Annotated in this window: 21 protein-coding genes and 1 riboswitch; of the genes, 11 read left to right on the top strand and 10 right to left on the bottom strand. The window is 61.4% G+C overall.

All coding sequences use genetic code 11. The features are described from left to right. Positions 1-42: 42 nt before the first annotated feature. Entirely contained in the window at positions 43-297 is a 255-nt protein-coding gene (locus tag BJI69_RS13765; RefSeq protein ID WP_046967227.1) for a hypothetical protein, read from the top strand. A 57-nt stretch (positions 298-354) separates the two neighbouring features. Here BJI69_RS13765 and BJI69_RS13760 read toward each other — a convergent pair whose 3' ends face one another. Further along, positions 355-597 carry a hypothetical protein gene (locus BJI69_RS13760; RefSeq protein WP_046967226.1) on the bottom strand — a complete coding sequence of 81 codons (243 nt, stop codon included), beginning with the start codon at positions 595-597 and terminating at the stop codon, positions 355-357. A gap of 62 nt (positions 598-659) precedes the next feature. Next, positions 660-1,349, bottom strand: a complete 690-nt coding sequence (locus BJI69_RS13755; protein WP_046967225.1) for a hypothetical protein — start codon at positions 1,347-1,349, stop codon at positions 660-662. A gap of 265 nt (positions 1,350-1,614) precedes the next feature. Between BJI69_RS13755 and BJI69_RS13750 the strand changes: the two genes are divergently transcribed. Further along, entirely contained in the window at positions 1,615-1,965 is a 351-nt protein-coding gene (locus BJI69_RS13750) for a hypothetical protein (RefSeq protein ID WP_046967224.1), read from the top strand. Positions 1,966-2,167: 202 nt separating this feature from the next. Here the strand turns inward: BJI69_RS13750 and BJI69_RS13745 are convergent, their stop codons facing one another. Then, entirely contained in the window at positions 2,168-3,817 is a 1,650-nt protein-coding gene (locus BJI69_RS13745) for a putative bifunctional diguanylate cyclase/phosphodiesterase (protein WP_052767116.1), read from the bottom strand. Positions 3,818-4,128: 311 nt separating this feature from the next. Here BJI69_RS13745 and BJI69_RS13740 point away from each other — a divergent pair, with 311 nt between their 5' ends. The 5 genes from BJI69_RS13740 to BJI69_RS13720 all read left to right on the top strand — a co-directional run bounded on the left by BJI69_RS13740 (position 4,129) and on the right by BJI69_RS13720 (position 12,372). Further along, positions 4,129-6,345, top strand: coding sequence for a sensor domain-containing diguanylate cyclase (locus BJI69_RS13740; RefSeq protein ID WP_046967223.1), 2,217 nt, complete (start codon positions 4,129-4,131; stop codon positions 6,343-6,345). A gap of 447 nt (positions 6,346-6,792) precedes the next feature. Then, entirely contained in the window at positions 6,793-7,119 is a 327-nt protein-coding gene (locus BJI69_RS22335; RefSeq protein ID WP_125903058.1) for a hypothetical protein, read from the top strand. A gap of 546 nt (positions 7,120-7,665) precedes the next feature. Further along, positions 7,666-9,345 (top strand): ShlB/FhaC/HecB family hemolysin secretion/activation protein, encoded by a 1,680-nt coding sequence (locus BJI69_RS13730; RefSeq protein WP_046967221.1) that lies wholly within the window; start codon positions 7,666-7,668, stop codon positions 9,343-9,345. A gap of 111 nt (positions 9,346-9,456) precedes the next feature. Continuing rightward, entirely contained in the window at positions 9,457-11,772 is a 2,316-nt protein-coding gene (locus tag BJI69_RS13725; RefSeq protein WP_244890721.1) for a two-partner secretion domain-containing protein, read from the top strand. 15 nt (positions 11,773-11,787) lie between these two features. Then, positions 11,788-12,372, top strand: a complete 585-nt coding sequence (locus BJI69_RS13720) for a hypothetical protein (RefSeq protein ID WP_046967258.1) — start codon at positions 11,788-11,790, stop codon at positions 12,370-12,372. 437 nt (positions 12,373-12,809) lie between these two features. On the opposite strand, the gene BJI69_RS13715 is transcribed toward BJI69_RS13720, so the two are convergent. After that, entirely contained in the window at positions 12,810-13,304 is a 495-nt protein-coding gene (locus BJI69_RS13715) for an Hsp20 family protein (RefSeq protein WP_343123167.1), read from the bottom strand. Positions 13,305-14,395: 1,091 nt separating this feature from the next. After that, positions 14,396-14,710: a hypothetical protein gene (locus BJI69_RS13710; protein ID WP_125903056.1), complete on the bottom strand. Its 315-nt coding sequence runs from the start codon at positions 14,708-14,710 to the stop codon at positions 14,396-14,398. A gap of 306 nt (positions 14,711-15,016) precedes the next feature. Here BJI69_RS13710 and BJI69_RS13700 point away from each other — a divergent pair, with 306 nt between their 5' ends. Together BJI69_RS13700 and BJI69_RS13695 are read left to right on the top strand one after the other, a co-directional pair. Continuing rightward, positions 15,017-15,376 carry a hypothetical protein gene (locus BJI69_RS13700; protein WP_046967217.1) on the top strand — a complete coding sequence of 120 codons (360 nt, stop codon included), beginning with the start codon at positions 15,017-15,019 and terminating at the stop codon, positions 15,374-15,376. Positions 15,377-15,634: 258 nt separating this feature from the next. Then, complete coding sequence (locus tag BJI69_RS13695; protein ID WP_071924968.1) at positions 15,635-15,871, top strand: hypothetical protein; 237 nt, start codon at positions 15,635-15,637, stop codon at positions 15,869-15,871. A 25-nt stretch (positions 15,872-15,896) separates the two neighbouring features. On the opposite strand, the gene BJI69_RS22325 is transcribed toward BJI69_RS13695, so the two are convergent. Next, positions 15,897-16,169: a hypothetical protein gene (locus BJI69_RS22325; protein ID WP_125903055.1), complete on the bottom strand. Its 273-nt coding sequence runs from the start codon at positions 16,167-16,169 to the stop codon at positions 15,897-15,899. A 115-nt stretch (positions 16,170-16,284) separates the two neighbouring features. Further along, positions 16,285-16,581 (bottom strand): hypothetical protein, encoded by a 297-nt coding sequence (locus tag BJI69_RS13690; protein ID WP_046967215.1) that lies wholly within the window; start codon positions 16,579-16,581, stop codon positions 16,285-16,287. 200 nt (positions 16,582-16,781) lie between these two features. Continuing rightward, positions 16,782-16,847, top strand: a riboswitch (Fluoride riboswitch). Positions 16,848-16,904: 57 nt separating this feature from the next. Here BJI69_RS13690 and BJI69_RS13685 point away from each other — a divergent pair. Beyond that, a complete protein-coding gene (locus BJI69_RS13685) occupies positions 16,905-17,315 on the top strand; it encodes a universal stress protein (RefSeq protein ID WP_125903054.1) in 411 nt (136 codons plus the stop codon). Between the two features lie 444 nt (positions 17,316-17,759). Here BJI69_RS13685 and BJI69_RS13675 read toward each other — a convergent pair whose 3' ends face one another. The 3 genes from BJI69_RS13675 to BJI69_RS22100 all read right to left on the bottom strand — a co-directional run bounded on the left by BJI69_RS13675 (position 17,760) and on the right by BJI69_RS22100 (position 19,816). Beyond that, entirely contained in the window at positions 17,760-18,221 is a 462-nt protein-coding gene (locus BJI69_RS13675; RefSeq protein ID WP_046967212.1) for a phosphate-starvation-inducible PsiE family protein, read from the bottom strand. An 88-nt stretch (positions 18,222-18,309) separates the two neighbouring features. After that, positions 18,310-18,750 (bottom strand): PAS domain-containing protein, encoded by a 441-nt coding sequence (locus BJI69_RS13670; RefSeq protein ID WP_046967211.1) that lies wholly within the window; start codon positions 18,748-18,750, stop codon positions 18,310-18,312. A gap of 679 nt (positions 18,751-19,429) precedes the next feature. Beyond that, complete coding sequence (locus BJI69_RS22100) at positions 19,430-19,816, bottom strand: TetR/AcrR family transcriptional regulator (RefSeq protein WP_052767114.1); 387 nt, start codon at positions 19,814-19,816, stop codon at positions 19,430-19,432. A gap of 218 nt (positions 19,817-20,034) precedes the next feature. On the opposite strand from BJI69_RS22100, the gene BJI69_RS13660 reads away from it, so the two are divergent. Further along, positions 20,035-20,577, top strand: coding sequence for a hypothetical protein (locus BJI69_RS13660; RefSeq protein WP_046967210.1), 543 nt, complete (start codon positions 20,035-20,037; stop codon positions 20,575-20,577). Positions 20,578-20,583 lie beyond the last annotated feature (6 nt).

Here is a 20,583-nt window from a genome sequence, read left to right as displayed (position 1 = left end):
GCACCGGGCGCACTAGAATCGCCACCCTGTTTTCGGATCGCCATGAGTACTTCACAGCTTGCCCTTCAGACCCGTCGCCGCGCCAACCTGCATCACCTTATTCAACTGCTCGACGGCGAGGGGCTCCAGTCTTGGGCCGCGCGGGCCGCTGTCATGGCCAATATTACCGGGGCCCAACTTAAGGCATTCATGGAGGGCGAGGCGATATCCGACGAGATGGCCCGGGAGATCGAGTGGTCCATGCACCGTCCGAGCGGGTGGCTAGACCGTCAGCCAGAGGACAGGCTAGACGATTGACTCCTGCGTCTGCTTACCCCGGCTCCATCAGTATGGCCCGCCGCCGTGGCAGTGAGACTACCGAATGAACGGAAGCACCAGTAACGCGATGCCGGCAGCCATGGCCATGAGCGCCTCCACCATCATCCATGTGCCGTCCGGATTCCCTTCGGCTCGCAGCCTTCGCATCATCCGCCACGCCGATGTCTCCGGGGCATGCGCCTTGCAATACCGGAAGTAGATGCGCCAACTGGCAAGGCCGCATCCGGCCAAGATCAGGATCAAAAGGAGGTGCGTCACGTGGTAGGCAACGAGGTTCATGGCGAAAGCGGGTATGGCGGACGGCGCATGGTATCCGGTCGTAGCGACCTGGCGACACTCATTCAGTGAGGCTGCGGAGGTGACCCCGTTGCACGCTTACGATAGACGCCGCTGAAGCGAACGTTCATGCCCCCGCACTGCCCGTTGTCATCGACGACAAGAAGGTCGTTCAACAGCCACGCGGTGACCTGGCAAGCCGACTGCTTTAACTCTAAACGCTGCCCCATCGGCGCGGCGCGGGCGGATATGCCACCGAAGTGCCGGGCGAGCGGCGCGATGTTCGTTCCGGGCGGGCCGGGCCAGTAGGCATTGCCTTGACCACTGAGCGTCCCGTCGGCATTCGCCGTCAACCGGAGGCGGTCGGTTCCGTTTGACCACATCCCGGTCCACGCACCCACGGGAGGAACAGCCACGATTGGCAGCAGGCGCAAGCGCCGACTCGGTATCCACCCCGCGCGTCCGCCGCCCTGGGCATCGGGCGCATAAGCACAGCGGTATTCGCCTGACGACTGTCCCAGAATCACCCGCTCACCGGGCTTGGCGTACTCGCCCGACTCACATGCCGGAGCGCCCCCTTCCGGGCAATTGCTCATGTCCTCGAGCAGAGCAACGGGCTCGGACCCCATCACCCGCGCCATTGCCCAATGGCTTTCGGAGGACGAAAACAACCCATTGCGGCACAACGCGTCTTCGGAGGCCTCTCGGGCGAATGCTCCTTGACCCCAAGACGCTGCCACCAGCGCGGCTGCCATAACCCATCTCATCGAGTGCCCCGTCCAGCTTGCGTTAGCCGAGCTTAGCCACGATATAGGCCGATTTTCTGACCGCGCGATGGCGCAGTCAGGGCGATCGAAGGCAACGGCGGATTTTCCGCGCTATAGATGCGACCGATCAATCCGCATGGTCCCCCCGAACGTTTCGTTGCACCCCCGAAAACGTGTAGGAATTCGCCGAGAGACGATCAAAGGTCCTTTCGGCAACATCTGAGCGTCGTTTTCAAAAGGACCCAGACGCAGCATGGACAAAGACACCTTTCTCCGGTTCGACGGGTATATCGTTATCGCCGTCGTCGTTGTGATTGTTGCGATAGGAACGCTTCTCATCGCGCCATTGTCCGTGGACATGGTGTTCCTCACGACGGTCGCTGGCATGCTGTTCGTCCGTCTCTCTGTTGAACTGTCCCAAGGCGAATTACGGGGTTGGCATGTTTCGGGTGGCCGACGAGCTGGCTGCGTTCGTTGGACCGACCTGCCGCTGCTGGTCAGACGGGAGTACGCCCTGATTTCTCCGCCGGGCTATGGACCGCCGCGGGGTGGTCAGACGCTAGCCGGCAGGACCGGCAACACGGAAAGCACGCCGGCGCAGTAGGCCTGCGCCAGCCCAGTCGACGCTGTTGTCGAGTTGCTCCGCGCTCAGCGCCAGCTGCGCGCCCTTAGCGTGAGCCAGCTTCGCGCTCTGCTCCTTAAGCGCGCGGTGGCTGTCCATCGACTCACTTGACGGTATTCGCCCATCGGCACGTGACCACGCGAGCCGTGCAGTTGCCGCTCACGTTCCTCCGATTCCTTTCAGATTAGCCGACGTCAATCACCGTTCCGGACTCGCCCTTGGTTCCCGGGCGATAGCGGGGGCTCGGAGTGGTTATGTTCTTCGCGAGAACAGCTTCGATGCCGGCAGCAGGAACCGCCTGACCGAACCAGTGACCCTGCCCTTGCGTGCATCCGTTTCGCTTCAAGCAGCTCAGCTGCTCGGGGTCCTCGATACCCTCGGCAACAGAGATCAGGCCGAAGCCCTTAGCAAGGCCCACAATCGCGCGAATCACCACGAGACTGTGGCGATCGGTGACCACATGCGTGACGAAGCGCCGATCGATCTTGATCTTGTCGAGAGGGAATGAAAGGAGTTGCGCTAGCGTGGCGTATCCGGTGCCGAAATCGTCCAGAACGATGTGGACACCGTGTTCGCGGAGTCGGGTCATGGTCGATCGCGCCTCATCGACACGCTCCACCATCACGCTCTCCGTGATCTCGATCTCCAGGCGCGCAGGACTAAGCCCATGCTCGGCAGCTACCGCCAGGATTCGGTCTACAAGGTCAGGATCTTTGAGTTGGATGGCCGACACGTTGAAGGCCATGAACAAGTTACCCGGCCAGTGGCGAGCATCAGCACAAGCGCGGCGGAAAAGATGGTCCCCGAGAACGCCGATCAAGCCGATCTCTTCTGCCAGCGGAATAAAGGCCTCCGGAGAGACTTCACCTAGCACGTCGTCATTCCATCGTGCCAACGCCTCAAATCCGACGATCCGATTGTCGTCTAGCGAAACAAGGGGCTGGTAGTGCGAGACGATGGCATCGCATGCTACAGCCCTGCGCAGCCGCTTCTCTATGAGCACACGACGATCTATGTGGGCGTCCATCCCCATCTCGAAGAAGCGCACCGACGAGTGGTCGTCCGTCTCGCCGCGAAAGATCGCTCGCTGTGCACGCTGGATCAAAACTGTCGACGTCATGCCGTCGCTCGGCGCAACGGAGATGCCGATGCTCACGCCCACGGTTACGCCGGTGTCGTTGATGGAAAATGCCTCCGACATCGCCAGCACGATACGATGGGCCAGCCCAGCCGGCTCATCCAGTGAAACCATCCTCGGCATGGCGATGGCAAAAACGTCCCCTCCGACCCTAGCCAGGACGGCGCCCTCGCGAAGCAGTGCCGCGATACGACCGGCGAAGTCGATGATCATCTCGTCCGCGGCTCCGTGACCGTGCAGATCGAAGACGCGTCGATATCCGCCGAGGACGACGACAAGGACGGCTAGCGCATCTGCGTGTTCCATGGCGGCAAGGTGCTCATCCAGCCGCTGGGAAAAGAAGCGTTCGTTAGGGAGCCCCGTGAGATGGTCATGTCCGGAAAGCATGCGGGCTTCGCGCTCGGCGCGGAGCCGTCGCGTCATTTCGTGCGTAAAGTCCCTATAACGGCGAATGCCATAGATGGGAACTGCAACACTGAGAACAAAGCCAACAAATAAGATGTCATCCAGTTCCAGGTGCTGGTAAGTCAGGGCAAACGCAAAGATCCGCCTAGGCAGATCGAAAAAGTGCGCGAGAGCATAAGCAATTCCGGCAAGTGCAACGAGGAATGCGCCATCACGAACGTCGCGCCGCAGCCACGCGATCCGCAGCACACGCCCGCAGAGCTCCCTCCATTTGTCGAACCACATATCCATAACTCGACTCCCGAATGCATTCACTTGAGATGGCGCCCTCTTCGCCACGGGAAAGGTCCGTCTCATCTCAGTATGTTCACAGGGGCACGGAAGAGTGTGAACACCTTCTCACATCCGTTTCACCGGTCAGGGCGCGATGTGGCTCTTCGTGCGATGAATTCCATTTGCTTCGGGCCATGTGGACGGTATTGCTTTGCCATGACGGACGCGGCCTCCGCCCGGCCTGCACTTTTTGCGCGGCCATAACCTCAGGCTTTCAGTGCAGAGACTGACGGCCGCGAGGAAAGCATGCCATATCATAGGGACCCACGATGTCGACGTTCTTCGTTAACCAGCTCGACTTCATTTTCTTCTTCTATGGTTTGGCCTTTATCCTCCTCGGCACAACGTGTCTGGGGATTGCGAGAAGCAAAAGCAACGGAGAAGCGTGGGCGGTACTCGGGAGTTTCGCCCTTATCCACGGCGTAGGCGAATGGCTCGACCTGACCGCGTTAATTGTGGGCGATGGCGTCGCCTTTTCGGTCGTGCGCACGATGCTCATGACGATCTCGTTCCTGTTATTGCTGGATTTCGCCCGCCTGGAAGCGATCCGCCTTGGCCTGAGCCTTCCCGAACGATGGATCTATGTACCGCTGACGATGCTCGTGGCACTGGTCGGCCTCGCCGCTGGCGTCACCGCCGCCAACGTTGCCGCCCGATATGCGATCGCCTTCCCCGGTGCGCTGGGCGCGGCTCTCACACTGGCCTGGGCGGCGAGGTCGCTACCGGCTGGGGCGCGCTATGCCCACCTTTCGGCGGCGCTTGGACTCGGGCTCTATGCCGCTGCCGCAGGAGCCATCGTCCCGACCGTCGCATTCTGGCCGGCGAACAGCGTGAACCACGCCTGGTTCGCCGCACTGACAGGGACACCCATCCAACTCATACGGGGCTTACTGGCATGCTGGATCGCGTTTTCCGTGTGGGCGACTTGGGTTCAGCAGTTGGCCCGGCAGCTCGCTTCCGCGAGGTATACCGCGTTCGTCCGACGGCAGTTCACCTGGACCCTGGTCGCCATGGGGACCATTCTCATTTCGGGCTGGACACTCACCGAGTTCCTTGGGGGTATCTACCGGCAGAACGTGCAGGAAGAGTCGCGGCGCGATATCGACCTGCTAGCGAGCCGGCTTGCCGGCGACACGGCAACGGTCGATGCCATGGTGAAGGTGCTCGCCGGATCTCCGTCCATCCGCCCGTGGTTGACCGACGGGAGCCGCCCTGACCATGACGTCGGACAAACGTTCCTCGACCTGGGTGTCGACGCGGCGGACGCCCAGCGAGGTTACCTGCTCAACGGGGACGGGGTGGTGGTGGCATCCTCCAATCCGCGGGATCTCCGACCCGGGGCACCGACCTATGAATCGGCCCCCTACTTTCGGCAGTCCATGGCTGGCGCGGGCGGTTATCAATTCGTGTTCGATGCGGCCGCCGGGCTGCACGAGTATCACGCGAGCCAGCCCATCCGCGCCGCGGACGGCAGAGTCGCGGGTGTGGCGGTGCTCACGAAGTCGCTGGAACTCTTCGAAGTAGATCTACGGCACTATGACCGCCCCTACTTTTTCATCGATCCGCAAGGCGTCGTCGTGATGACGAATCGTCCCGATGCGCTGCACCGGACGCTCTGGCCACTCCCGCCTGACACAAAGGCATCGGTGTCGCGCGAAATCGGAAAGCTGGACGATCGTCCGATGCTGGATCACGAAGTCGTGGATGGAACTTGGGCCACGGTCGACAATGAACGAAACTATGTGCGCCGTCGTTTCGCGGAGCACAGCCAGTGGTCTCTGGTAATCCTGAAGCCGACTCGTGAGATCTTCGCCACGCGTTTCCTCGGCATTGTCATCACCCTTTTGGTGACCATCATGACGTTGATCTACCTTCTCGGCAAAGGACGGTGGGTTCGCGATGACGTCCTGGCGGACAATCGCATCCGGATGCAAGAGTTGACCCAGGATCTGGGTGCCAAAGCATCCACGGATGCTCTGACCGGCTTGCACAACCGGCTTTCCTTCGATCAGACGCTGGCCAGTGAAATGGTGCGTTCCGAGCGCTATGGCACGCCGCTGTCGCTGATCCTCTGCGACATAGACCACTTCAAACGGGTTAACGATACCTTCGGACACCTTGCCGGTGACAAGGTCCTTGTCCAGCTGGCCCGATTCGTGCCGAACCTCATTCGTACAACCGACTTCTTCGCGCGTTGGGGCGGCGAAGAATTCATCGTTCTCGCTCCCGGATCAGGAGGGCCTATGGCATTCCTCGCGGCCGAGAAACTGCGCGACGCCATTAGCCAGGTCATTTTCGAAGATGTGGGCACGGTCACGTGCAGCTTCGGCGTGGCGCAATGGGCACCCGGTGAAAGCGCCACTGAGTTCATCGTTCGCGCAGATGAGGGTCTCTACCAAGCAAAGGCCAATGGTCGTAATCAAGTCGTGCTGGCGCCCCAGTCTGCGAGCAACGATGCCGAAATAAACGCGGCTGGCGCGTCTTAGGCGCACGCAGCCCGGTCAGCGCAGCTGTGCCCGTCCGGGAGTGACGAGCGACTCTGGTCAATTCCTCGCAAGCCGCTGGCGCGAACGCGCGCGGATGCCATCGCAATTGATGTGACATGGCGCTTTGATGTCACGTAGCGCTGCATGCAACATGATCCTTCCGTTCACCTGTCCATCGGCAGCTTCATTGGATGATTGTCACCCCTGACAAGGATCATTAGAAAGACGCTGTTGCCTCGCTCGAGGAAACAGGACGGCGACCAAGACGACCAAACGCTGAAGTTTGCGGAGCTCGATATCATTGGTGTGAGTGGCCTGGCCGCGATGCGAAAAGCAGGCCCGTCGCGCACCATTTGCCAGGCCCTCCCCCGCTTAGCGTTGTGCGGGTTGCAGCGGGTTCCAATCGCGCCCCAAGCCGTCGTGTCACCCAAGAACGAAGAGCGTACGATGTTTAATGGTGAACTGTGGAACATTACCAAAAAGCCTCCGATTATGGATCTGACAACTCAGTCATATAGGGCACGCCTACTCAGCATCGCCGAGATGTCCTTGGATGCGCGCGCATTGGTTGAGGCCGCGTCGGCATGCGAGTGGGACGAGACTCGTTTCCTCAGCTACCGCATCATGGAACAAGCACTTAGCCTAAGGTGGCGAACCGTCGCTCAGGCGGCCCTCGGCCTGTCTCTTGCTCTTGGCCCCGAGGGCAACCGACCCGGCGAGGGATACGGAGCCGCCATGATTGGCCTCGCCGATGCGATCAGCGCGCTGATTTGAAGCCTGAGTTTCGGCCCCCTAGTAGTTTTGCAACATGGCCATGAGGCGGTTGAGTCCACCGACCATCTGCTTCGTCTGGCGTTTGAGACCAGAAGTGATGCACCCATGACGCAGCGGCGCGCATCACCCAAAGACAGAAGCTTGTAGTGCCCCGTTAGCGACAAGAGAGGCGAATTTTTTTAAATGTCGCATTGCCGTTTTTGTCCGTGAAGAAGGCTCCGGCCGCGTCACCCCTTCATCACCCCAAGACGCATTCAATGTCGTCCAAGAGCTTAGTCTTCCCATGACCGTCGGGGTACCTCGAGGTCAATAGCTCGCCACCGCGAATGTCAGCGGCCGCCAGGCGCGGCCCCATCGCTGATAGCACAGGCTGCGACCGCACGAGACGAACGTGCTGGCGCCTTTGTCCCGATCATCCTCGGGACCTTCCCCAACCTAAGTGCACGCTCAGCCTCCCAAGAGGTTGGCCGATCTCGCCTGTGTGTCTCCGCGTGCTTTCCGACGCAAACCCCCTCCATGGTTCCATTCGCCACCGAGACCCCTGCGATGATCGTAAACATCAAATGGCTGCCGCTGATGCTCTTGGGCCTATGCCAAGGGGCCGTGGCGCAGCAGACGCAGTCGATTCCCGGAGCGGGTAGCCAACTCAGGCAGATCGCGCCCGCACCGTCTCTGCCACGCACCACGCCCGCCATGCGTATTGAACAAGTGTCCCCGACGCAGTTGCCCGGCACGGGAACCGCTAAGGTCGAGGTACGCGCGCTGAACCTCACGGGGGTGGCGATTTTTCCTGTCGAGGAATTGATCAGTGCCTCCGGCTTCACTCCCGGCGCCATGTTGGGTCTGGCCGATCTGCAGGTCATGGCCACGCGGATCACCGAGCACTATCACCAACACGGCTACTTCGTTGCACGTGCCTATCTTCCGGCACAAACGATCGTTGGCAACGCCGTGACGATCGCTGTCAGCGAGGGGCGCTATGGGAACATCACCCTGCACAACCAGAGCGACCTGAATGACGGGCTAGCCAACAGCCTGTTAGGCGGGCTCACGACGGGCGATCCGATTGCGGTCGATCCGCTCGAGACCCGCCTGCTGTTGCTTTCCGACCTGCCCGGCGTGAACGTCAGTTCTACCCTCGTTCCGAGCCCGACAGCGGGTCTTTCGGACCTGCTGGTCGATGTCACCCCCGGCCAGCGCATCACCGGCGAAGTCGATGCGGACAATGGCGGCAATCCGTATACCGGCAACATCCGTGTTGGCGGCACGGTAAACGCCAACAACCTGCTGGGCTACGGCGACGTTGCCAGCCTGCGTTTGCTAACGTCGGGGCACGGTCTTCGCTATGGGCGCGCGTCGTACCAACTGGAAGTGGGCAGGGCGACGATCGGCGTCGCCTACAGCGATCTGCGTTATGAGCTCGGTAAGCAGTTTTCTGGTTTGCACGCGAACGGCGACGCCCAGGTGGCGACGCTGTACGGTTCACTACCGTTGATTCGCTCGCGTAACAGCAACCTGTATGTCGCGCTTGCTTACGACCACCGGACCTACGAAGACCGCATCGAGCTCTTCTCGTCCGTCGCCAAGCGAAACGCCGATGTCCTTACCGCCAGCCTTTATGGCAATCGGCAGGACAGCTTCTGGGGAGGCGGCAACAACGCGTTCTACCTCGCCGTCTCTCATGGTTTGCTCGATATCCAGACGCCCTGGGCGCGCGCTGCGGATGTTGCCGGAGCCCGAACGGACGGCGCATATGAAAAGGTCTGGCTGAACGTGTCGAGGCTGCAACACGTCACCGATACATTCTCGCTCTACGGCTCGGCGACCGCGCAGTGGGCATCGAAGAATCTCGACCCCTACGAGCAATTGATCCTTGGCGGCATGGACGGCATCCGTGCCTATCCTCAAGGCGAGGCCTACGGCGACGAAGGCTATCTGCTCTACCTCGAGGGCAGGCTGCTGCTCACTGGGCTCTCCGCGCGCGTCCCGGGTGACGTGCACCTGCTGGGGTTCGTGGACAACGGCGGTGTCACCGTTAGCCGGAATCCGTGGAATGACACGTCAAACCACCGGCATCTCAGCAGCGTCGGCATCGGCCTGGACTGGACCGAGCAAGGCAATTTTTCCCTAAGGACGTATTACGCCTGGAAGTTGGGCAACGAAAGCGCCGTATCGGCGCCAGACAAGTCCGGGCGCTTTTGGATTCAGGCGATCAAGTACTTCTGAAGCCTGCCCACCCTGTACGCCAGAACCGCCCTCGAGGAACCCGCCATGCAAAGCCAAAACCGATTCAGCCCCCGCATCGCGTGCGCCGCCAACTCCTTCCGGGGCGTGGCCATGCTGACCCTGTCTGCTGCCTTGATGCTTGTCGTGGCCGCGCCCACGCGAGCCGCCGTGACCCAGGGCGTCGTCGTAGCCGGCAAGGCCACCATCGCCCACGGCGCAACGACGACCACCATCAATCAATCCACCGCAAAGGTTGCGATCAATTGGGAGAGCTTCTCGATTCCGGCCGGCCAGACGGTGCGCTTCACGCAGCCGGATATTCATTCGGTCGCCCTGAACCGGGTGATCGGCAGCGATCCCTCGGTCATCCTCGGTAACCTCGCCGCCAACGGGCAGGTGTTTCTGATCAACCCTAACGGCGTCCTGTTCGGCCGCGGATCGTCGGTCAATGTCGGCGGACTGGTCGCTTCCACGATGGCGATCTCCGACGCGGACTTCATGGCAGGCAGGTATGCGTTTATCCATGCCGGCCGGGGCTCGGTGGTCAACCTTGGTAACATCCAAGTGACCGAAGGCGGCTATGTCGCGCTGATGGGCAGGAGCGTCAGCAATCAGGGCGTTATCTCGGCGCGGCTCGGAAGCGTGGCGCTTGCCGCAGGCGAAGCCATTACATTGGATGTTGCGGGCGACGGCCTGCTCAATGTGTCAGTGCCGCAAGGCGCCATCGATGCGCTGGCGGAAAACGGCGGGCTGATTCGGGCAGACGGTGGTCGTGTGTTACTGACCGCGCAAGCAGCCAGTGGGTTGCTCGACTCCGCCGTGAACAACACGGGGGTGATCGAAGCGCGAACGCTTCAGGATCGCGCCGGCACCATCCAGCTGATGGGTGATATGCAAGGCGGCAAGGTCAACGTGAATGGGACACTCGACGCCAGCGCGCCGGACGGTGGTAACGGCGGCTTCATCGAGACATCCGCCGCGCACGTGAGTGTTCGTCCGACAGCACGGGTCACGACAGTCGCTGCACTTGGAGCACCGGGTACATGGTTGATCGATCCCCACGATTTCACCATCGGTAGCGCGCCTGGGGACGACATTGCCGGTTCCACGCTGGGAGGCCAGCTCGTCACGACCTCCATCGCCATTACAACGGTGGGGGCCGGCGCCGATGCGGGCGATATTTTCGTCAACGATCCCGTGTCCTGGACAGCCAGTGGTGCACCTACCACGTTGAGCCTGACCGCGGACCGCGATGTACACATCAACGCGGCGATTACCGCCGTGGATGGGAATTTCTCCGTCTGCTGCGGACGGGATATCAACGTCCAGGGCGCCATCAGCGCCACGCGGGGAAGCGTCCTGCTCGCCGCAGGCCGCGACGTCAACGCGGATTCGGCAATCACCGTGACGGACGGCAACCTGATGATGTGCGCCGGTAACAACGTGAACATCAGCAGCGCCGTCGTGCTTACCCGCGGTACGGCCGACGCCGCTCGCAGCCTGGCCCTTCCGCTGGGTCTGACGCTGAGCGCTGACACGGATGGCACCGGGCCTGGCATTGGCGGCGGCACTGTCGTCTTCGCCGCTGCCGCACCGCCGTCGGCGGTCACCAACGCGCCCATCAATGTCTATTACAACCCCGTTTCCTATACGGCGCCCACGGACTATTCCAATAACTTTACCCTGGTCGGAAGCTCGGTCATCAACCAACGCATGCTTGTCTTCGCCACTGGCGGCGACAAGGTCGAAGATGGGTCAACTGGCACCACGTTGACTGACCTGAAGGGGACACCGCCAGGCGTTGTGCTGGTCGCCGGGACAGGCAGCAGCGCCAACTTCGACTCAGCCGATCCGGGTGCCGACAGGGGAATCAGCTTCACTGGCTACAGCCTGGCGGGCATCGACGCGAATGACTATGCGCTTCCATTCAATTGCTGCGGTCCGGCGCTTGCGCACACAACAGGGACAATTTCCGCGGCTCCGGTTGTTCCACCGACCACGCCGGACACACCGGTGCCACCGACGACGCCGTTGCCGCCGACTGACAACCCGGTGCCTCCCGCCACGCCGACGTCGCCAACGTCGCCGACCGACAGCCCGACGTCGCCCGAGACCCCGGGCTCTCCGGGTTCGACACCAACATCAGGTCCTTCTGCCATTGACACCAACCCGGATTCGGGAACGATACCCTTCCCCCCGCCTGCGGTCGTCGAAGCACTTCCCTCGCCGGCAGGGCCAGTATTCGGCATCGTCTGGCCGCTGACAGCGTTCGGCTTGCTGCCCACCGCCCCTGAAGGTTCGCTCGTACAAGTGACGTCGGAGCCTGTGCCGACGATGATGCTGGCGGAAGCGCCCGTCCCCGCCGCACCGACGAGACGCCCCGCTTACGCAAGGCCCCTCCTTGCTCCCAAGCCGTATCGGAACTGACGGATGGATCTCCCGATGCCACGCCCCAACGACATCCAACTCGCCTCTGCGGACGTCCGGTACGTAGCCCATTGGGCAATTGCCTCGCATGACAGCGGCGGCCTGCCTTACGTGATTGTCGACAAGCTCAACGCACGTGTCTTCGTGTTCGACGCTCTTGGCCATCTTGAAGGTAGCGCGCCTGCCTTGCTTGGCATGACGAAGGGCGATCGCTCTCGTGCGGGCATCGGCGACGAGAAAGTGGTCGCCATCCCGCCGGCGGATCGCATTACGCCCGCCGGCCGATTTGTGGCGTCGGAAGGAAGCAGCTTGCACGGTGAGTCGATCCTGTGGATTGACTACGCCACGGCTCTCGCCTTACACCCCGTCGTCCCCGGGACGCGCTTGGAACGACGCGCACAGCGCCTGGCCAGTCCTACCAGTGAGGACAACCGCATCTCCTACGGATGCGTCAACGTACCGTCCGCGTTTTATGGACGTTTCATCGCGCCGGCCTTCGAACACAGCAGCGGCATCGTCTACATCCTTCCGGAACGCTCCGCCGCGCGCGATATGTTCGTTACACACGAGCAGGACATGCCGCCGCCGAGCGTGGAATGATTGGATAGTCTTTCGGCCACGCAACGGGCAACACACGCCAGCTTAAAAGGCGGGGCCGACGGTCGTACCCAAGATCGCAACGATCGCGGTGACGTGCGACGCTGCCCTATGGAAATCATGAGTAAAAGCGCCCCTCATTGCCCCGCCCGCAAGGTATCTTGACGACAAAAACAGGGGCCAGTCCTTCAGCGGACTCGGGGCCAAGAATTTGCAAGCCACAACAAAAGCGCAGCCGTGACCGGCGCACGCATCCACGCAGCGCGCCGTGGCTTGTCATCGCCTTCTGCGTCATAGGCGCCACCTACCCCGTTTGGCGCCCGCCCCTGTTCCCTGCCCCTCTGACGATGGAAGACATCCTCGCTTTTCGGTGTGGCTGAACTCTCAAAAACAACCCCCGCCGACGGCCGGCGGGGGTTGCTTGCGATACGCGAACGCGGTCACGCTGCCTCAGTCTGCAACTGGCGCACGTTGTCGCCCGAGGCCTTGGCAGAAATTTCGATGCGACGGGGCTTCAGGGCCTCAGGCACCTCCCGCTTCAGATCGATCGTAAGCAATCCATTGGCAAGCTGCGCACCGACGACATGCACGTGCTCGGCGAGTTCAAAACGCCGCTCGAACGGGCGTGTTGCGATGCCCCGGTGGAGATACTCGCCACCCGATTCTGCCTTGCGCTCGCCCGCTACGGTGAGCCAGTTGCCATGGGCGGAGATGTCCAGGTCTTCTTCCGTGAAGCCAGCAACGGCCATCGTGAGGCGATACTGGTCATCGGAGATCCTGATGGAATCGAACGGTGGGTAGTTTTCCGTGCCCTGCCCACGCGATGCCGCGGCTTCGAGCAAGTCGAACATGCGGTCGAAGCCGACACTGGAGCGATGAAGCGGTGCTACGTTCAAAAGAGTACGCATGGCCATATCCTCATGGAAAAGCAACATGGATGGGTTCTCTGCGCCGCCCCCGAAGCGGACGGCGAGGCTGGCCCCAAAGCGGTCAGCGAGGGGTAATTTATGCAGATGGAAAAAAATTTCAAGGGAGCTAATTCAGGGTCGGTTTAGCCGTCCGAATGTGAGATTCGCGCGATTGATCCTGCCTTTGGTTGGGCCTACAGGGGCCAGTGCAGGTTCCGTTTCAGGCCGCGCGGACGTATACCCTTGCCGCAAACAGAAGCGTGGCAGAAGAAAAATATGGAAGCGAGTCTGACTAGTGAGGGTGCTTGCACGCCAAGGCTGCGTGGCGTTCGCGCGTAAGGCATCAAATAGGCTGGTGAATCCCCTTCTCGTACAGCTGTGAACCATACCATCGGTCTCATTGACGCCGTCGCCCGCGGAGATGTTAAACATGCTTTGCTGCGTGCTAATCGGGTTCGAAGCATTGGATGGGAACAGGGCATGCCTGCGCTTGCAAGTGCGGCAGGCGCATTCCTGCATTTGGTGGAGGCCGGGGCATGATCAGAAACGCAGATGGCGTTAGCGGTCCAGGACATTGCTTACGAGATGAGCGGGGTCGTCTGGACGTGGGGCGGCTGACAAGTGCTGAACCCGAGCGGGCACGACGACATGAAGCGCGCTTCAGTGATCGATAAGCCATTACGTTACGACGCTCTCAGCATTGGGTTTCGTCAACGCCGGGTACGACGCGCCGGCTCTCGCTAGGCTTTCCCTTCGCAGGCGCGCACACCAAAGTGCGCCATTGTTTTCCCTTCTCTAACCTTGCGGTCGACCGGTTACCCGCCCCAGCCCTGACCGCGCTGGCGCAAACAGATGCCGCCCGAGCCTACACTCGGGATTCACGCGCATCTGCATCTGAAACCAAGTGTGTCGGCTCGGATGCGCGGTCGCGCCTTGCAAGGTCGTGAAGTCGAGACGGTTGTCCTTATCTACCGGCACAGTGCCGACCGGAGGGTGAAGGAGTGCGTTCAACCGCTCGCTCATTCAAAGTCTGTGGCGGGCAAACAGGCACCGGTTGCGTGACTGGGACCAAGCCCGCTCTTGACTCCGGCTAGCACCACGAACAGACAACTGCATGTCTAACCTTGCACCAGCCCCAGCAACTCGTTGACCTGGTCTTCGGACAACGCGTTGGCTTCGACGTCGAACAAGACCTCTCTCCCCGTCGAGACGTTGGTCAGGGTCGCAGGTCCGGTCACCGCCAAGGGCCCTTTCACTTCATGGAACAAATCAAGGCATCCCCGTGTCACAGTGCCGAGCGTCATTCCCGCACTGCATTCAATGAATCCGAAACGCAGCTCAGGGTGATACCAAATCACCCGGCCGATCATGCAGTTGCTCCACGGCTCCGATAACAACGAAACTTCGCGCGGCAGTGGTGGCGTCAAAACCATAGCTGTTTCCGCCTTGTCGTAGCAGGCAGACTTCAACGCTCGACGTCGTCTGGGTTCTGCTGGGCCGCTTGGTGGGGCCCGCCTTCTTCCGGAAACTCACGCGAGCCCGGGTCGGGTTCACCGGGGTCGCTGTCAGGCTGGTTGGGCTGGGGTTCTGGCTGCACCGGGGCGTCACCCGGAACCGTTGCACTGCCGCCAGTGGTCGACGCAAATGCGATGTCTGTCATGGGCATGTTGCTCTCCTGCTGTAAACCGCATTAAGCCGACCTAGCCGTGACGACTTCGGGCGAAAAGGGTTAGGGGACGGTGAGCATCCCGACAAATGTGAAGACCAGGGACAATGTGACCGCCTGTGCACGCCAGGACTGCGTCCCGTTGCCGCCCTTCGCGTCAGACAAGGGCATGAATCCAGTTCTGGTGCAGCTCGTCAACGACACCATCGGTCTTCTCGACGCGGTGCGGCACGGTGATGTCAAACATGCCTGGGGGTTCGCGGACCGGGTGCGAACCATCGGGTGGGCACAGGGGATGCCGGCGCTTGCCAGCGCCGCCGGTGCTTTCCAGCAGTCAGTGGAAAAAGGCGCGAGGTCCGAGAAAGAGATGGCCCTGGCGGTTCAGGCGATTGCCTATGAAATGCAGGGCGTCGTCCGCGAGTGGGCGGAGTGAGGGCCGGGACTGTCAGGAGACTGCCAGCCGTGGTCGACATACACAGAGCCGGCCATGACGTTCCCGTCGAAGTGGGGAACCCCGTGCGCGGCCGTCGGTCGATGCGCTCGTTTTCGTTATCGAAGTTGGTCTTCCGGCCCATGCCGCACTGGCAAGCCTCGCTGCCCAGGTCAAACGGTGTCTCCAGACGCGACCGGAGTCATCTCCCTTTCTCGTATGCCCTGCTACAAGTGGGCTTTGGAAACCCGGTGGACCGCCATGGAAAATCTCCAGCAACACAGACGCACGAATCTGCGCGGCCTCCTGTTTGAACTGGCAAGCGAAGGGTTGCGTGGCCTCGATGCGCAGGCATCCTTCTTGACCACCCGGGCCGCACCACTCAAGGGCATGCTGGAGCGCGACTTCATCACAGCACCGTTCGCCCGGCACGTCGAGTGGACCATGCAGCGGCGGGACGGCTGGCTTGACGAAGACCACCGCGCCGACCCGTTCTGACAGCAACGGAGTAGAGCGCTCTCCTTTACCCGGATACCTCGGGTGGGTCCTCGGCCATATCAAGCGCTTCTGCGCTGTGACACTCACTCATCCAGCCGCGAGGCTTGAAGAGGACGTGCTCGACATGCTCGGCAAACAAGGTGTGAATGTGCGAACCGTCAAGCATGGCCTGCAACCTGGATGCGGTCACTGCGTTATCGAGATAATCAGCCTGGCTTTGGCGTGTAACTAGTCCTTCCTCTTCGAGAAGGCGAATGACTGAGCGCAGGTTGGCAAGGCGTGCGGCTTGGACAGGCATGATGACTTTTACGGATGCAGGTCGGACATGGATGCATCGGCCATTTTCCAACTTGCTTTAACGGTCGCCTTCACGTTAGTGAAGACGGGTCGCCTGCGCGCATGGCAAAGCGCCCTCACGCTGTCCCCTGTTGCAAGGGCTCACGGACAAGGGTACCGATGAGGTGCGCGAGCTGCAGCATCAACTCACCGTAGCCATGTCGGGGTGTCGTTCCCGGTTCACCGAGCGCGTCAACGATGCGTGCTGCCATCGCTGCCACCCCGAAGCATCCCTCCCCGTAAGCCTTGCCGACCACCATCCGGGCCCGGAACCGCGCTTCGTCAAAGTCCCGTTGCAAGGCGGCCTCATTCATGGCCAGCGCCTCGGCCGCAACGTCAGTGGCAAAAAGGGTTTGGTCGTCTTGAAGCGTCATCGAAAAATTCTAGCCTGACGCAAACGGAGCTGTGAAGCCTGCCCGTGGCACCGCTCCTGCTCGAAAAAACGGGAAGTCTGAACAGTACTTCTTCGGCGCTCAGGGCCACACCCTCACCCATTGCACCCCGGCGTTTCCTGGCGAACTTCGCGGATGCAACTGCACCTATACGGCACGCTCACCCATGCAAAGCGCATGCTCCGTCCACAGGAGATGACATAACTCCTGACCCAACCGCCGCCGTGGCTGATGATGCCTACCATATGCTGCAAGGCGATATGGGTAGTGCCCCACTGTCGGCAGCGCTTCATTCGGAGCGTGTGATGAACATCAGTACAACTGCGCTTGATACCAACAAAGCCGTCGGAAAATGGACCCCGCCCCGTTACATGGTCCTGTACGACTGCACGCCCCTGGCCGGCACTGCGGTGTTGCGGGCGTTCGGTCACGCGGCCAGTTCTCGGGCCTCGGTGTTCATTGCGGGCCTGCTGGTTCCGGACCCGGCCAGTGCGTCACCAGCGCCAGACCTGCAAGATGAGCTCGACGCTCTGGTCCGTACCGGCAAACGGGCGGGGCTCGAGGTCACCGCCGAAATCGTGATGCCTCCCACTATGGAAGCCATCGCAGACAGGGCCGATGCCGAGGATGTGACCCATGTCATCTGCATGCATCCGCCCCATGCGCTGCACGAAGTGTTCACCAAACGCGGCATCCTGCTCACCTTGCGCGACTGAAGCCGCGCTTGCGGCTCATTGATGAAGCGGGCGCCGGGCATGCAGCGTACGATGGAGGCATGGGACCAAGAGCGGTGCCTTCCAACAAGCCCGCTGCTTCCCAGCCCTCCCGACGCGACGACCAGTCCTGGATGTTTAATGGAACACGTGCAAGAGCACAGACGCACAAACCTGCGCACACTACTCGGGGAGCTTGACAGGGGAGGCTTGACCGGAATCGAGGCTCAGGCCACATTTCTCGTCACCAACAGTGTGAGCCTGGAAAGCATGCTCATGAGCGCGGTTATCGGTGACCTGTTTGCCCGAAACACAGAGTGGACCATGCACCGGCGTGACGGATGGCATGACGAGGACCACCAGACCGACCCTTTCTGAAAGCCGGACCTGTCCCGCACCTGGAACGCCATGGGCCGGGACGTCCGCCTTGCCGGCGGGCACCAGCTGTCACGCGTCGCCCGCTCCGTGGCTGCTCCGAATGAGCCAGTAGGTCAGGCCCAACGCCAGTGTGGCACCCGCCAGCGCAAGCAGCTGGGCCGGGCTGACGGCCTTCAGATCGAGCAAGATGAATTTCCTGGACAGCGCCAGGAGTGCAATCAGCAGTACCACAGACGTCTGGACGACACTTTGCTTGCGCGCAACCATGTACTGCAACGTGTGGTTGAATTCGAGCGCAATCAGCAGCGTCATGATTTCGCCGAAGACCGTCTGGAAAACCGCATGGTCCAACGGGTTGAGCGCGTTGAACACGAGGTCGGTCATGACACCCATGGTCAGGCGAAACAACGCAATGACGATGATGAGACCGACCAGAAAGGTGAGAACCAGGGCAACGAGCCCCTCGAATCTCTGGTAATAGCTCAAGAGCGCCCAGGTATCCGTGAGCTGTTTCAATCGATTCGGTTGCATGGAGGTTCTCCCGAACGGTGCCCCCCGCTTCAGACGAGCATATTCTTGCTTGCGCTGGTTCACAACTTGACCCTCGGACGGGGCCTGGCTAACGCGCGCCGCTTTCCGGCCCGATGTCTTTGACCACCCGGAACGTCGTTGCTGCGCCGACGGCCACGCCCGACGCGTCATATACGGGGCCAGCATCGACCGACAGCAGGTGCGATGGTCCGTCGAATCTGCGGACCACAAGGCGCACGTCCCGGACCGATTCACCCAGCAACGCTGCGCGCGCCAAAGGCACGTCGGACGACGGATAAGGCCGCCCCTCCTCGGAAAAAATCCCGTGCATGCAGCTGTAGTCGTCGGGAAGTGCACCGATGCGCACAAGGCCGACAATCTCTTCTGCCTTTGTGTTGGCAAACACGATGGAGCCATGGACATCGCAGACAATGAGGCCCTCGGGTTCCTTTTCCGCGCACCCCCTCCGGTGGTCCAGCGCATGACGCATGAGCTCGACATGGTTCTTCGCATCGCTGTCTTTGACCACGTCGATGGCACTCCTCGCGCGAACATATTGTGGACCGGTTATCGGCCACCGGCTCGTTGGCTTTAACGTCGTTCCAGAATTGATTCTTTGAATCGCCCTGACCTCATTTCCAGCGCTCGGCACGACCCTAGTATCACCCGGATGCGGCGCTTGTTGGGGTGGGCACGGGCCGTTCCTGTGGAAAGCCGTTCTTCGGTCGATGCGCAGTGCCGTGAGCGCGTGAGGGGGGGGGTACCAAGCGCAGTCGACGTGGTGCAAACGACTTTGGTTCATCATCCGTGTGGGAACGGAGATATCCGCATCAACCATCCTTCCTCTCCCTCGGCTTTTTATCCGGACAGCTACCGTAGGTAGTTTCCCCCTGGTCGGCAGCGAGTTGATATCTCCCTGCCGACGGCGTCGCGCATCGTCACCGCGCCCGAAAAGCATATTGGCGTGGTGTTGTTTACCCGAATAGCGGATGCTTGAAGCGATCGTTGTCCGACCTCCGAGGCACATGACAAGTGTCGGGAGATGCTCGGGCGAACTTTACGGACGAGAGTCCTTTATCGAATCGACGCGATCATCTCATCAGCAGCCAACCAGGCGCGATCCTCCATCTCTTCGCGTGTCGCGCAGGGGAGGCCCAGCAGCACGCGGTAGCCATCCAATCCGATCAGACGGTTGAAGAACGCGGTGCCTAAGTGCCGCCGTTGATCCGGATTGAGCGCTCTGGTCTTGGGTCGGGTCGGGTCGACAGAAATTGGTTGAGCCGCTCCTCGTGTGAGCCGATCAAGCCACGATAGGCCATCTCGCCTAGGTGCGGAAAACGCCGGATCTCGGTCATCACCACGCGCAGCAGGCTCGTTGTCTTAGCACCGTTCAGCCGCTCCTGGAACATCACGCCAACGAACGAAAGGATCTCGGCGAGAGACTTTTGCAGGACGCCCTCGAGGCGGGCGCGCTCCTCCTCGTCATCAGGATGGCAGGCGCCCTCGATCACGGCGGCGAACAAATCGTCCTTGCCCTCTGCGTGCCGATATAACGTCATGATGTAAACGCCAGCGGCTTGCGCGATGCCCTCCATGCTCGCCCCCGAATCACCAGCGTCGGAGCTTTACGAACATTCTCAAGGTCGTCTGACCTGGCATGCACGCTCCTGACTCGCGATTGCGCCCCGCAATGCCGCCTGTGACACGGTTGATTTGGACGGAGATTGACGAATGTGCATCACGTAGACCCTGCTCCGCAGGCCCGCCAGTATCGGCCGGCATTCGACGTTCATCTCAGACAAGGACCCGTGTGATGCGCATGCTCGATAAACTGCTCGCTCCAACCCTTCTTGCCGCTGCCCTTGCCGGCGTCAGCGCTCCAGCGCTGGCCGCCCCCCAACGCTTGATCGACCCGCCAGCGGAAACGCTCGTCATCAGCGCCGCTGATGTCAATCTCCGCCACGCGCTGGGCGATGCCTATCCAGCCTTTGCTCGGAACTTCACTGTCACTGCCCATCCAGTGGCCCTCAAAGACGGCGGGTGGTTCCTTGATGGCTGGCGGACAGGCGCGCCACTCACCCATGCTGCAGCATTCGTCCACTATGCTGATGGCCGAACCTTCGCGGCTTACTTTGACGAAGACCGGGGCGAAATTATTTACGTCGGCGAAGGCCCCGTCCATCCGGCGCTGCAAATCTGGGCACGGCGGTTCGGTCCGGCACTGCACGTGACCCCTCCCGCCAACCCCTCGACGTCGCCTGCCAGTACCTCGCCGAACGCGGCCCCATCAGCCACCGCCGACACGCCCACCGAAGCAGACCAGGTCGAGCTACGCCAGGTGGCCGCCTCGATCTGAAGTGAG

The sequence above is a fragment of the Luteibacter rhizovicinus DSM 16549 genome, from assembly GCF_001887595.1.
GTDB lineage: Bacteria > Pseudomonadota > Gammaproteobacteria > Xanthomonadales > Rhodanobacteraceae > Luteibacter > Luteibacter rhizovicinus.
Note: the sequence above shows the minus strand (reverse complement) of the source record. Positions and strands in the feature narration are given on the sequence as shown.

Coding starts and splice junctions, on each gene's coding strand:
- BJI69_RS13765 (WP_046967227.1), top strand. CDS start 43: ATGAGTACTTCACAGCTTGCCCTTCAGACCCGTCGCCGCGCCAACCTG.
- BJI69_RS13760 (WP_046967226.1), bottom strand. CDS start 597: ATGAACCTCGTTGCCTACCACGTGACGCACCTCCTTTTGATCCTGATC.
- BJI69_RS13755 (WP_046967225.1), bottom strand. CDS start 1,349: ATGGCAGCCGCGCTGGTGGCAGCGTCTTGGGGTCAAGGAGCATTCGCC.
- BJI69_RS13750 (WP_046967224.1), top strand. CDS start 1,615: ATGGACAAAGACACCTTTCTCCGGTTCGACGGGTATATCGTTATCGCC.
- BJI69_RS13745 (WP_052767116.1), bottom strand. CDS start 3,817: ATGGATATGTGGTTCGACAAATGGAGGGAGCTCTGCGGGCGTGTGCTG.
- BJI69_RS13740 (WP_046967223.1), top strand. CDS start 4,129: ATGTCGACGTTCTTCGTTAACCAGCTCGACTTCATTTTCTTCTTCTAT.
- BJI69_RS22335 (WP_125903058.1), top strand. CDS start 6,793: ATGTTTAATGGTGAACTGTGGAACATTACCAAAAAGCCTCCGATTATG.
- BJI69_RS13730 (WP_046967221.1), top strand. CDS start 7,666: ATGATCGTAAACATCAAATGGCTGCCGCTGATGCTCTTGGGCCTATGC.
- BJI69_RS13725 (WP_244890721.1), top strand. CDS start 9,457: ATGCTGACCCTGTCTGCTGCCTTGATGCTTGTCGTGGCCGCGCCCACG.
- BJI69_RS13720 (WP_046967258.1), top strand. CDS start 11,788: ATGCCACGCCCCAACGACATCCAACTCGCCTCTGCGGACGTCCGGTAC.
- BJI69_RS13715 (WP_343123167.1), bottom strand. CDS start 13,304: ATGTTGCTTTTCCATGAGGATATGGCCATGCGTACTCTTTTGAACGTA.
- BJI69_RS13710 (WP_125903056.1), bottom strand. CDS start 14,710: ATGGTTTTGACGCCACCACTGCCGCGCGAAGTTTCGTTGTTATCGGAG.
- BJI69_RS13695 (WP_071924968.1), top strand. CDS start 15,635: ATGGAAAATCTCCAGCAACACAGACGCACGAATCTGCGCGGCCTCCTG.
- BJI69_RS22325 (WP_125903055.1), bottom strand. CDS start 16,169: ATGCCTGTCCAAGCCGCACGCCTTGCCAACCTGCGCTCAGTCATTCGC.
- BJI69_RS13690 (WP_046967215.1), bottom strand. CDS start 16,581: ATGACGCTTCAAGACGACCAAACCCTTTTTGCCACTGACGTTGCGGCC.
- BJI69_RS13685 (WP_125903054.1), top strand. CDS start 16,905: ATGAACATCAGTACAACTGCGCTTGATACCAACAAAGCCGTCGGAAAA.
- BJI69_RS13675 (WP_046967212.1), bottom strand. CDS start 18,221: ATGCAACCGAATCGATTGAAACAGCTCACGGATACCTGGGCGCTCTTG.
- BJI69_RS22100 (WP_052767114.1), bottom strand. CDS start 19,816: ATGGAGGGCATCGCGCAAGCCGCTGGCGTTTACATCATGACGTTATAT.
- BJI69_RS13660 (WP_046967210.1), top strand. CDS start 20,035: ATGCGCATGCTCGATAAACTGCTCGCTCCAACCCTTCTTGCCGCTGCC.